Below are 11,914 nucleotides of genomic sequence, written 5' to 3' on the forward strand. Positions count from 1 at the left end.
ATTTTGATTCGCTGGTCTCAACTGACCAGTTTCCGCGCTCGCGTAAACAACCGTGCCGGTCCGACTATCCGAATCGTTCGGCCGCAGCCGGAGCAAATCGTTGCAATCGGCAAGTGCCGGTTGCGCTTGGCTGTGATGGCAAGTGCGTAGCAAGCGTAGCCCGGATGCGTGCAGCGATATCCGGGACTCTTGGGGCGGAAGCACCGCAACTCCCTGCGCTCACGCGGGCGACTTGCTACTTGCAGGCTTGTTCACGCAGCCGCGCGTCGCATCACTTCATCCGCCAGCCACGAACACACCGCCGCCGGAACGGCGCCCGCGATTGCCATGGGGATATCGAAGGCTGGCTGGCCGAGCATGGCTGCGACATATTCGACCAGGAATGCCGCCACCGGCATGGTCGCGATGAGCCGCAGATAGAGCGGCTGGCTGGACAGCGCCCAGTCCACGGCTGCGATCAGGCCTGCGGGAATGACGAGGAGCGAATAGGCGATCAGGAACAGCGACGCAAAAAACCCGAAGCCGGGGATGCCCTCGCGCCACATCTGGGTGGCCGTGATGGCTGCCAGCAGCACCAGCGGTGGAAACACCAGCGCGAAAATCAGCACTCGCTTCATGAAATCTCTCCAGGCCCCTTGGTCGGTCCGGTCAGGGATTTAGTTCAGCAGGCGTCGCTCGGATGAGCGACGCGCGATTCGGGATTCCCCGGTGCAGAAGTCCCGCATGTCGCTGCGCGCATGCGGGCTACTTGCTTGCTGCCGAAGCCCGGCATATCGCCGCGCTCATGCGGGCGAGTTGCTCTGGCCTTCTCGTGGTGGGGGCTGCGCCGCAGCCCGTCTTTGGGTACTTTGCAAGTTTGAACCGGTCGGGCCGCAGGGGCGACCCAACAGCATGAAAAACTGGATCTGCATACTCTGGAATAAAGTGGCCGACTGGATCGATGCCGCCATCGAGTTCTATGACTGGATGGATGACAAGCCCGGTCCGAACAACAGGTTCGCAAGACCGGATAAGATCCTGGCTTCACCGACAAAGCGGGATCGATGAGCTGCGCTCCTGCGCATGCCGTGGCGGCGCCGGGCTCGGTCGCGCAGGCGCGCGTCGCATGTGTTCATCCGACAGCCACGAACACACCGCGACCGGCATGGTCGCGATGAGCCGCAGATAGAGCGGCTGGGCGGACAGCTCCCAGTCCACGGCTGCGATCAGGCCTGCGGAATGACAAGGAGCGAATGGGCGATCAGCACCAATGATGCGAAGAACCCGACGCGCGTCTTGCGCTTGCTTCGGCGGTGCGTACGATTGGCGCAACGGCGACCAAAAAATGTCGCAGAGTCCGGAGGACGCATGACCGCACAGCTCGAAGCCTACCGCGTGGAGGCCTTCAACACCGCAAAAGCATCCGAAAACAAGATGCACGACGACAGCGTGGCCCAAAAGTTCGGCTTCAGCGGCGGGCTGGTGCCGGGCGTCGACGTGCTCGCTTACATGATCCATCCGCCGGTGGCGCAGTGGGGACGCGACTTTCTGGAGCGCGGGCTGATCGAAGCGCGCTTCACCAGGCCGGTCTATGACGGCGAGACCGTCGATGTGATCGCGGAGCCGATGGGCGAGGGGCTGTCCTTGCGCGTCGCCGGGCCGGGCGGCGATGTTCGCGCCACTGGCACGGCGTCGCTGACGGCCAAACTGCCGAAGGTCGTTCTGGCGAATTTTCCGGTAACGGCGCCGGTGGAAGCTCGGCTTCCGGTGCATCCCGGTTCCTTCGTGCAGGGCCACTGGCTCGGCACCATCCCGCGCAACTGGGCCGGGCAGGCCGGCCTCGATTATCTCGCGGAGGTCCGCGAGGCCGGTCCGATCTATGGCCGCGAGGGCCTCGTGCATCCCGGCGTGCTGCAGCGGATCATGAACAAGGTGCTGGTGGACAACGCCATCCTCGGCCCGTGGATTCACGTCGGCAGCACCATGCGGCTGCTGGCGGCCGCGCGCAGCGACGACGAACTGGTGGCGCGGGCGCGGGTCACCGCCAATTACGAGAAGAAGGGCCATCGCTTCGTCGAGCTCGACGCGCTGATCGTCGCCAATGGCATCACCCCGGTGGCGCATTGCCAGCACGTAGCGATCTATCAGCCGCGGGAGGTGGCGGCAGCGTAGGGAAGTGCCGTAGCGCGCGGCGCCTTCTTCACCCTCCCCCTCAAAAGGGGAGGGTGAAAAAGCGCGGCGTTGGCCGTTGCGCGCGAATGAGCCAGCGTGATTTCTGCCGAAGCATCCTCGTATGCAATGACGACCGGGCCTTGCCATCACTCCCGGCTGCGCCTTTCACCGACTTGACATATATCAAGCCAGCGCCTCCCAATCGCTGCAACTGTTCCGGTCGGAGCCGCACCGCACCGGCTTGCGCGACGGCGGCGCGCCGCGGAAGATACCTTGTCTTCTCATCTGCGCTTGCGTCGTTCGATCCATCTGCTGGTTCAGGGGTTTTATCATGCGAAGTCGAGCGCGACGATTGGCTCATGTCATGGAGCGCACCGGGCTCGCGATGGTCGGTGCCACCTGCGGATTGTTGGTGGCCGTTCACGTCGGTTCAAGCATTTCCATGCTCACCACGCAGGGCTTCATCCTGGTGATGCTGGTGGTGGGTGCGGTGGCGTTCTACCTGGGGATCGATACGCCGCCTCTGCCATTCCATGAAGCGCCGCCCGGTCTCCCCGCGGCGCGTGAAAAGATCGATGTCGCCGAATTTCTCAGTGCGGCAGGCACGTTCCTGGCGGCGCTGGCGGCCATTGCCTCGATGAGCGTGATCGCATTTCGCGAGGATACGCATCGCGCCGCGACCTTGCTCATCATGGGCGGCTGGGTGGTCGGCGTGACCATGCAGATCGTCGCCGGTGCCATCGCCCGCATCCGCTGACGAGCGCGAGGCGAGCGACATTCCGGCCGGACGCGCCTGCCAGCACGTGGCGATCTATCAGCCGCGAGAGCAGGCGGCGCAAGTAGCGGATTCCGTTCCCCGGACGCGGTGCACTGCGCCGCGCTTGCGCGGCGTGGTGCGCCGCAGATCCGGGGTCGTCGCGGACGCTGGCGCTTGGGACGATCCCGGGTCTGCGCAGCAGCGCAAGCCACGCGAAGCTTCGCTTCGCTAGGCTGCAGCGCGCCGGGGAAACGCCAGAACTCAGCGCGCCGGGAAGGTTGCGACAGCGAATGGGAGCGCCTACGCCGCCTTGGTCTTCTTCCCGTCCTGGATGGCGCGCCAGATGCGCTCCGAGGTCAGCGGCATGTCGATGTGTTCGACGCCGTGGTCGCTGAGGGCGTCGATCACCGCGTTGACCACCGTGGACAGGCTGCCGGCGCAGCCGGCCTCGCCGCAGCCCTTGGTGCCCAAGGGATTCGACTTGGCCGGCGACGGATGGTCGCCCACGGTCATTAGCGGAATGTCGCCGGCGCGTGGCAGCGCATAGTCCATGAACGAGCCGGTGATCGGCTGGCCGCTCTCGTCGTAGCTGACCTCTTCCATCAAGGCCTGGCCGATGCCCTGCGCCACGCCGCCATGCGGCTGGCCGGCGACGATCATCGGATTGACGATGGTGCCGAAGTCGCTGATCCCGGTGTAGTTGACGATTTGAACCACGCCGGTGTCCGGATCGATCTCGACCTCGGCGACGTGGCAGCCGTTGGGGAAGGTCGACTCCACATTGCCCGTGGTGTGGTCGACGTCCAGCGTGTCGGGCACGCCCTCAGGCATCTTGCCCTCGCGCATGCGCTTCGCCAGCTCCATGATGTCGATGCTGCGGTCGGTGCCCGCGATGGTGAAGCGGCCGGACTTGAACTCGATGTCGGCTTCCGAGGCTTCCAGCAGATGCGCGGCAGCGCGCTTGCCCTTGGCGACGATCAGCGCCGAGGTCTCGACGATGGCCTGGCCGGTGGCGGTGATCGAGCGCGATCCGCCGGTGCCGTTGCCGGCATGGACGATGTCGCTGTCGCCCTGTTCGAGGGTGATGGCCTCGAAGGGCACGCCGAGCTGCGCCGACAGCACCTGGGCGAACGGCGTGGCATGGCCCTGGCCATAGTCCAGCGTGCCGGTGATCAGCTTCACGGTGCCGTCGGCCTCGAACACGATCTTGCCGAGTTCGGGGTTGGGCGGCGCGGTGACTTCCAGATAGGAGCCGACCGCGATGCCGCGCAGCTTGCCGCGCTTGCGGCTGTCCTTCTTGCGCTTCGGATAGTTGGCGTGGTCCGACAGTTCCAGCGCCTTGGCGAACACGCCCTGGAAATCGCCGCTGTCATAGGTGACGCCGGAGGAGGCGGCGAACGGCATCTGCGACGACTTGATGAAGTTGCGCTTGCGCAAGGTCAGGCGGTCGATGCCCATCTCCTCGGCGGCGCGGTCGATCAGTCGCTCCATGAAGTAGTTGGCCTCGGGCCGGCCGGCGCCGCGATAGGCGCCCATCAGAGTGGTGTTGGTGACCACGCACTTGATGTCGACCGACAGCAGCGGCGTCTTGTAGACGCTGGCGAGGTTCTTGCCGGTGTTGAGCGACAGCGGGCTTGGCGACACGCCGGTGATGTAGGCGCCGAGATTGCCGAAACCCTTGACGCGCACCGCGAGGAACTTGCCGTCCTTGTCGAGCGCCAGTTCGGCGTGGACGTCCTGGGCACGGCCGTGGCTGTCGGACAGGAAGCTGGTGGAGCGCTCGTCGGTCCACTTCACCGGTCTGCCGAGCGCCTTGGCCGCGTGCAGCAGGCAGATATATTCGGGATAGTTGATGTTCTTCATGCCGAACGAGCCGCCGACATTGGCGGTCAGGAGATGCACCTTGTCGTTCGGCACCTTGAGGATTTTTGCGAGGCCGGCGCGGTTTCCGGCGACGCCCTGGGTCGGCACCTGGATGGTGAAGCGCTCGCTGGCCTTGTCATAGGACGCCAGCGCCACGCGCGGTTCCATGGACACCACGGCGACGCGGGTATTGGCGATGTCCAGCTTCGTGACATGCGCCGCGGAGGCAAAGGCGGCCTCGACCTTGGCGGCGTCGCCGAAATGGTAATCCAGCGCCACGTTGCCGGGGATGTGGTCGTAGAGCTGCGGCGCGCCGGGCTTGGTGGCCTGTTCGGGCGAGGTCACCGCCGGCAGCGCCTCGATGTCGAGTTCCACGGCCTCGGCGGCGTCGCGCGCCTGGGCCACGGTCTCGGCCACCACGAAGGCCACGGGATCGCCGACGAAGCGCACCTTGTCGGTCATCAATGGGGTGCGGTTGGTCTGCTTGAGGGCGGACCCGTCGCGGTTCTTCAGCGGCAGCCCGCAGGTGAAGGGGCCGTAATCGGCGGCGGCGAGGTCCTGCCCGGTCCACACCCCGACCACGCCGGGCATCGCCTTGGCGGCCGCGGTGTCGATGTTGCGGATCACGCCATGGGCATGCGGACTGCGCACCATCCAGGCATATAGCTGGCCCGGCAGGCTGATATCGTCGGTATAGGTGCCCTTGCCCCTCACCAAAGTGTCGTCTTCCTTGCGGCGGACCGGCTGGCCGACGCCGAATTTCTGCATGGCGATCGCGTTGTCGAGCGAGCTGCCGGTATGATCCTGCATGTGAAATCCACTAAATTGTCGGTTATCGCGCGGTTTGGAGCGGTTTTCGCGCTACCGCGGACCTTTCAGATACCGTAGGGCCAAGGGAACGACAATGTATGATTGGGCATGCGGCTACGCGCTGGCAGTTGCGCTGACCCCAAGCCCTGCTAAACTTTCCGTGAATGGATATTTCCACGCCGGCCCTGCGGGCCGCGGAAAGACGGAGCTGCATGGGCGATGACACGGGACTCCGCGCCGGCTTTGCGCCGCACGGGGATCTGCAGGGATTGGCTGCGGCGCTTGAGGCCGATCGCATGGGTGACGCCGGTTCCGGTGTCTATGCGGCGTTGGATCTCGGCACCAATAACTGCCGGCTGCTGATTGCGTGTCCCAGCGCGGATGGCTTTCGCGTGATCGATTCGTTTTCGCGCATCGTCCGGCTCGGGGAGGGCGTCTCCACCACCGGGGTGATCTCTGATGCTGCCATCGCCCGGGCCATCTCGGCGCTCAGCATCTGCCGCGACAAAATCCAGTCCAAGGACGCGCAGCGGCTGCGCCTGATCGCCACCGAGGCATGCCGTGCCGCCTCCAATGCCGATGATTTCCTTGCCCAGGTCGCCAGCGAAACCGGCATCACCCTGGAGATCATCGACCGCGAGACCGAGGCCGCGCTGGCGGTGACAGGCTGCTCGCCGCTGCTGGATCCGCATGGCCGCGGTGCCGTCCTGTTCGATATCGGCGGCGGTTCCAGCGAACTGGTGCGGATCGAGCGCGATCCCGGGGAGGCCGACGCCAAGCCGTTCATCAAGGCGTGGATGTCGATCCCGCTCGGCGTGGTGACGCTGGCGGAGCGCTTCGGCGGTCGCGACGTTACCGCCGAATCCTATGCCGCGATGGTCGACGCGGTGGCCGGGCACGTCGCGCCGTTCGCCGCCGAGAATGTTGCGGACCTTGCCGGCATGCACCTGCTGGGAACCTCGGGCACGGTGACCACTCTGGCCGGGGTGCATCTCAACCTGACGCGCTACGACCGCCGCCGCATCGACGGGGTCTGGATGTCCGCCTCGGATCTCGACGCCACCGTGGCGAAACTGCTGGCGATGACCTATGCGGAGCGCGCCGCCAACAATTGCATCGGGGTCGAGCGCGCCGACCTGGTGCTGGCCGGCTGCGCCATCCTCGATGCCATTCGCGCCGCGTTCCCGCTGCCGCGGCTCAGGGTGGCCGATCGCGGCCTGCGCGAGGGCATGCTGGTGGAAATGATGCGCCAGGACGGGGTGATCCAAGTCTCTTGAATGGCCTGTCTTAAATGCACCGATCGTGGCGCGGTGTGCTAGAGATCGCCTGAATCCTGAAGGCAAGCACGTTTATCATGGCCAAAGACACCACCGGGCGGCTCCACGTCACCGTCAAAAGCGCCGGCAGGCTGAAACTGTCGTCCAAGCTCTGGCTGGAGCGCCAGCTCAACGATCCCTATGTGCAGCAGGCCAAGCGCGACGGCCTGCGCTCGCGCGCCGCCTACAAGCTGATCGAGATCGACGACAAGCACCATTTCCTCAAGCCGGGCATTTCGGTGGTCGATCTCGGCGCTGCCCCCGGCGGCTGGAGCCAGATTGCCGCGAAACGGATCGGCATCGAAAAGGGCCGGGGCCAGATCGTGGCCATCGACCTCCTGGAAATGCCCGGCATTTCCGGCGTCACCTTCGCGCAGATGGACTTTCTCGCTGACGACGCCCCGGCAAAGCTGCAGGCGATGCTGGGCGGCAAGGCCGACGTGGTGATGTCCGACATGGCCGCCAACACCACCGGTCACCGCAAGACCGACCAGCTGCGCATCATGAACCTCGTGGAAGGCGCAGCGGCGTTTGCTGCCGAGGTGCTGAAGCCCGGCGGGACCTTCGTGGCAAAGGTGTTCCAGAGCGGCGCCGACGCCACCTTGCTGAGCGCGCTGAAGCGCGATTTCGCCACGGTGAAACACGTCAAGCCGGCGTCGAGCCGTGCGGATTCGTCGGAGCGTTATGTGCTGGCGATGGGCTTTCGCGGTACGGGCGAGAAGCGGGACGCGGAAGAAGCGTAGAGCGGCGGGGTACCAGCGTCACGCAGCTTCGTTTTTCTGTGTCGGTCGGATCAACACCTCGGCGGAAATCCCGAGTTCCTCGTGCAAGCGGCGGATCATGTCGATGGATAGGCTTCGCTTGCGGTTCATTACTTCCGCGACGCGGGCCCGCGTGCCGATCAGCGGCTCAAGGTCCTTGCGGCTCAGGCCCATCTGCTCCATCCGAAACTGGATTGCTTCGATCGGGTCGGGCGGATCCATCGGATAGATCCGCGTCTCGTAAGCGTCGATCAATGTCGCGAGAATGTCGAGGCGGTCACCGTCCGGCGTTCCGGTCCCGGCGCCCCACAGGCGCTCGACTTCCGCGAGCGCTGCCTCATGATCGGCTTCCGTGCGGATGGGCTTCAACTCATTTTTCATGCTGCACTTCCGTCACGTCGATCTTGTCATATGCCTTGTGGGTACCAATCCATTTCATCCAGATGATGGCCTTGTCGAAGTCGACGGCAACGACGAGACGATAATCGTTGCCCTTGATGTTGAAGACGATACGTTCGGCAGTAATAATGCTGGCCGTCGCATAGTGACGCTTTACGTCTGCAGCGTTCTTCCACATGGCCTGGCTGGCTTCGTTGAACCAGGCATCCAATGCCGCTTTCACGGCCGGCCGATCTTTGCTGGCCGAGAGGCTTTCAACGAACTGTCGCAACGTGCGGCGGGCGATGATCCTCATGCACGAAAGATAGCACGGTCCCATTATGGGAGCAAGGTCACCCCAGCTTCTGATCCCGTGCGTCCTCGGTGCCTTCGGAGGCGGCCTTGGCCGCGGCCTTCTCGACGCCCTTGCGGCTGGCGATGCTGATGACCTGGCCGGAAATCTCGTGGCCGGCATCGTTCGGCATCTGCCAGAAGAACCAGGCCGAGGTGGCCGACAGCAGCGAGACCACGATGAAAGCCGGCGCGAAGTCGTCGGCGGAGAGCTGCGTCATGCCGTGGATCAACATGGTGGATTCCACGCAGGCCGCGCCGACCGCCACGCCGGCGGAAATCGCCGGCTGCTGGTTGACGCTGACCAGCGTGGTGGCGCGGCTCATCTGCGGCGGCTCCACCTCGGCATAGGCCACGGTGTTGATGGCGGTGAATTCGAGCGAGCGGAAGAAGCCGCCGACCACCAGCAGGATCAGGATCAGCAGCAGCGGCGTGGTCACGGTGAACAGCGCGCAGGCGGCGAGAAACACCGTACTGACCAGCGCATTGATGGTGAGGACGTTGCGGAAGCCGAAGGTGCGGATCACCCGCGCCGCCAGCGCCTTCATGCCCATGGCGCCGACCGCGGAGCCGAAGGTGACGAGGCCGGAGCGGAACGGCGACAGGCCGAAGCCGACCTGCATCAAGAGCGGCAGCAGGAAGGGCAGCGCGCCGATTCCCAGCCGGAACAGGAACCCGCCGATGATTGCGGCGCGCAATGTCGCCAGTCGCAGCAGCGAGAAATCCAGCACCGGCGAGGCGGTGCGCCGGGCGTGGATCACATACAGGGTCATCGACACCGTGCCGATGGCGATCAGTGCAACGACCACCGGCCATGGCAGCAGGCCGAGGCCGGCGACGGAGGCGCCGAAGGCGATGCCGGCAAGGCCGATGCCGGCCAGCAGCAGGCCCCAGAGGTCGAAGCGCTCCGGGTCCTCGGCGCGGATCGGGTCGATGTAGCGTTGCGCCAGGAAAATGCCGAGCAGACCGATCGGAATGTTGATCAGGAAGATCCAGTGCCAGGAAAAATATGTGGTGATGAAACCGCCGAGCGGCGGTCCGATCACCGGCCCGACCAGCGCCGGCATGGTCATCCAGGCCATGGCATTGACCAGGCCCTTCTTGTCGATGGAGCGCAGCAGCACCAGCCGGCCGACCGGGGTCATCATGGCGCCGCCCATGCCTTGCAGGATGCGCGCGATGACGAAGTCGGTGACCGAGCCGGACAGCGCGCAGCCGATCGAGCCGACCATGAACACCGCGATGGCGACGGAGAACACTGCGCGGGCGCCGAAGCGGTCGGCGGTCCAGCCGGAGGCCGGAATGAACACCGCCAGCGACAACAGGTAAGACGTGATCGCCAGTTTCAGCGTCAGCGGCGAGGTACCGATATCGGCGGCAATCGCCGGCAGCGAGGTCGCGATCACCGTGGAATCCATGTTTTCCATGAACAGGGCAGCGGCGACGATGAGCGGGATCAGTCGTTCTTTGGTCATGAAATTGGGGGGTCCGGGAAATGGCGGTGCCGGGACGTCGCAGCGATTCTTCGCGAGGGCGCGTTGCGCTTTAACATCCCTCTTGGGGCCGGACCACCGGGGAGCCGTGCATGGCACCTAAACCTTCCGTGAGCGAGCCGCCAGCGGATGGCCTCTCTTATGCGACCCTTATGCCACCTCCTTCAGCACGTCGATGAAGGCGCGCAGGCCGGGCGGCACGTGGCGGTGGCCGGGATAGTACAGGAACAGGCCGGGGATTGTCGGGCACCAGTCGTCGAGCACGCTGACCAGCCGGCCGCTCTCGAGCAATGGCCGCACCGAGCGTTCCGGCGCGTAGGCGATGCCGAGACCGGCTTCGGCGGCTTCGATCATGAGTTCGACGTGGTCGAGGGTGAGGGCGCCGGGCACGTCGATGGCGATCTCTTGGCCATGCTTCTCGAACTCCCAGCGATACAGTTTGCCGCTCGGCAGCCGGAAGCGGATGCAAGCGTGATCCCCGAGGTCATCGGGGGTCTTCAGCACGCGGCCTTGCAGATAGGACGGCGCGGCTACGGCGAGGAAGCGCGCCGCGCCGCCGAAGCGCACGGCGACCATGTCCTGCGGCACTGCCTCGCCGAGCCTGACGCCCGCGTCGAAGCCGTCGGCGACGATGTCGATCAGGCGGCCGTCCGTGACGAGGTCGAGTGCCATTTCGGGATGGCGCGCGAGGAAGGTCGGCACTACAGCACGAACCAGAATGCGCGCGGCGGCTTCGTTGGCATTGATGCGCAACGTGCCGCTGGGCCGGCTGCGGAACGCATCGACCTCGGCCAGCGCAGAGTCCAGATCGCGTAGCAGCGGCTGCAGCCGCGCCATCAGGCGCTCGCCGGCCTCCGTGGGTGCCACGCTGCGCGTGGTGCGGTTGAGCAGCCTGACGCCGAGGTTCTGCTCCAGCACCCGCATCATATGGCTGAGGGTAGAGGGCGACAGGCCGAGTTCGTCGGCGGCTTTGCGAAAACTGCGATGCGCGATGATGGCCGCCAGCGCGGTGAAATCGCCCAGCGATGGCTTTGCATTCATGGGCTTTATTCACTAAGTTATGCAGAACAGGTGGTATATACGCATGAATTTGAAAGTCTAGCTTGAGGCCATGAAGCGCGCCCCGGCGGCGCGTCGAGCGAAAGGCTTCCAGCATGACGACCCCATCCAAGTCCTGGTTCATCACCGGCACTTCGTCCGGCTTCGGCCGTGCGATGACGGAAAAGCTGCTGCTGCGCGGCGACCGTGTCGCCGCGACCTTGCGCAGGGTGGAGGCGCTCGACGATCTGAAGGCCCAATACGGTGAACGGCTGTGGATCGCTGCGCTGGATGTGACGGACGCCGATGCGGTGCGCACGGTGATCGACCGTGCCTTTGCCGACATCGGCCGCATCGACGTCATGGTTAGCAACGCCGGCTACGGGTTGTTCGGCGCCGGTGAGGAAGCCAGCGACGCGCAGATCCGGCACCAGATTGACACCAACCTGATCGGCTCCATCCAGGTGATCCGCGCCGCGTTGCCGCATCTTCGCAAGCAGGGCGGCGGCCGCATCATTCAAGTGTCGTCGGAGGGTGGCCAGATCGCCTATCCGAATTTCAGCCTGTATCATGCCAGCAAATGGGGCATCGAGGGCTTCATTGAATCGGTGGCGCAGGAAGTGGCGCCGTTCGGCATCACCTTCACCATCGCCGAGCCAGGCGCGTCCAGAACGGATTTCGGTCGCGGCATGGTGCGGGCACCGTTGATGGATGTCTATGACGCGACGCCGGCCGGTGAGGTGCGCCGGGCCATCGCCTCGGGGGGCTTTGCGGTGAAGGGCGATCCCGACAAGATGGCGCAGGCAATGATCGGGTGCGTCGACATCAGCCCGGCGCCGCTCCGGCTGGTGATGGGCGGCGACAGTTACAGCCACATCCGCGCCGCGCTGCTGGCGCGGATCGCGGAGCTCGATGCGCAGAAGGAGATCGCGTTCTCGACGGACGCGGTTGACTGACCGCGTCGTTCGGGAGGGATCGGAGGCCGTGGCACCCGTT

Annotated in this window: 12 protein-coding genes; 6 read left to right on the top strand and 6 right to left on the bottom strand. The window is 65.2% G+C overall.

All coding sequences use genetic code 11. The features are described from left to right. Nucleotides 1-251: 251 nt before the first annotated feature. Nucleotides 252-617 carry a hypothetical protein gene (locus ACUXVA_RS19000; RefSeq protein WP_265078918.1) on the bottom strand — a complete coding sequence of 122 codons (366 nt, stop codon included), beginning with the start codon at nt 615-617 and terminating at the stop codon, nt 252-254. A gap of 106 nt (nt 618-723) precedes the next feature. Here ACUXVA_RS19000 and ACUXVA_RS19005 point away from each other — a divergent pair, with 106 nt between their 5' ends. From ACUXVA_RS19005 to ACUXVA_RS19015, 3 genes are all read left to right on the top strand, one after another. After that, entirely contained in the window at nt 724-1,047 is a 324-nt protein-coding gene (locus ACUXVA_RS19005) for a hypothetical protein (RefSeq protein ID WP_445487514.1), read from the top strand. Nucleotides 1,048-1,347: 300 nt separating this feature from the next. Beyond that, the gene (locus tag ACUXVA_RS19010) at nt 1,348-2,151 is read left to right on the top strand and encodes a hypothetical protein (RefSeq protein ID WP_445487516.1); all 804 of its coding nucleotides are present in this window, start codon (nt 1,348-1,350) and stop codon (nt 2,149-2,151) included. A gap of 331 nt (nt 2,152-2,482) precedes the next feature. After that, a complete protein-coding gene (locus ACUXVA_RS19015; protein ID WP_265078915.1) occupies nt 2,483-2,908 on the top strand; it encodes a hypothetical protein in 426 nt (141 codons plus the stop codon). Between the two features lie 300 nt (nt 2,909-3,208). Here ACUXVA_RS19015 and ACUXVA_RS19020 read toward each other — a convergent pair whose 3' ends face one another. After that, complete coding sequence (locus tag ACUXVA_RS19020; protein ID WP_445487518.1) at nt 3,209-5,581, bottom strand: xanthine dehydrogenase family protein molybdopterin-binding subunit; 2,373 nt, start codon at nt 5,579-5,581, stop codon at nt 3,209-3,211. A gap of 212 nt (nt 5,582-5,793) precedes the next feature. Here ACUXVA_RS19020 and ACUXVA_RS19025 point away from each other — a divergent pair, with 212 nt between their 5' ends. After that, nucleotides 5,794-6,858, top strand: coding sequence for a Ppx/GppA phosphatase family protein (locus tag ACUXVA_RS19025; RefSeq protein ID WP_265078913.1), 1,065 nt, complete (start codon nt 5,794-5,796; stop codon nt 6,856-6,858). A gap of 77 nt (nt 6,859-6,935) precedes the next feature. Further along, on the top strand, nt 6,936-7,640 hold the full coding sequence (locus tag ACUXVA_RS19030; RefSeq protein ID WP_265078912.1) for an RlmE family RNA methyltransferase: 705 nt from the start codon (nt 6,936-6,938) through the stop codon (nt 7,638-7,640). 18 nt (nt 7,641-7,658) lie between these two features. Here the strand turns inward: ACUXVA_RS19030 and ACUXVA_RS19035 are convergent, their stop codons facing one another. From ACUXVA_RS19035 to ACUXVA_RS19050, 4 genes are all read right to left on the bottom strand, one after another. After that, complete coding sequence (locus ACUXVA_RS19035) at nt 7,659-8,039, bottom strand: helix-turn-helix domain-containing protein (protein ID WP_265078911.1); 381 nt, start codon at nt 8,037-8,039, stop codon at nt 7,659-7,661. Beyond that, on the bottom strand, nt 8,029-8,352 hold the full coding sequence (locus ACUXVA_RS19040) for a type II toxin-antitoxin system HigB family toxin (RefSeq protein WP_265078910.1): 324 nt from the start codon (nt 8,350-8,352) through the stop codon (nt 8,029-8,031). Before ACUXVA_RS19040 ends, ACUXVA_RS19035 begins: the two co-directional genes overlap by 11 nt. A 37-nt stretch (nt 8,353-8,389) precedes the next feature. Then, the gene (locus tag ACUXVA_RS19045) at nt 8,390-9,862 is read right to left on the bottom strand and encodes an MFS transporter (protein WP_445487522.1); all 1,473 of its coding nucleotides are present in this window, start codon (nt 9,860-9,862) and stop codon (nt 8,390-8,392) included. A gap of 168 nt (nt 9,863-10,030) precedes the next feature. Next, a complete protein-coding gene (locus tag ACUXVA_RS19050; RefSeq protein ID WP_265078908.1) occupies nt 10,031-10,921 on the bottom strand; it encodes a LysR family transcriptional regulator in 891 nt (296 codons plus the stop codon). A gap of 113 nt (nt 10,922-11,034) precedes the next feature. On the opposite strand from ACUXVA_RS19050, the gene ACUXVA_RS19055 reads away from it, so the two are divergent. After that, on the top strand, nt 11,035-11,874 hold the full coding sequence (locus ACUXVA_RS19055) for an SDR family oxidoreductase (protein ID WP_265078907.1): 840 nt from the start codon (nt 11,035-11,037) through the stop codon (nt 11,872-11,874). The last annotated feature ends 40 nt before the right edge of the window (nt 11,875-11,914 follow it).

This window comes from Rhodopseudomonas sp. RCAM05734, assembly GCF_052658035.1.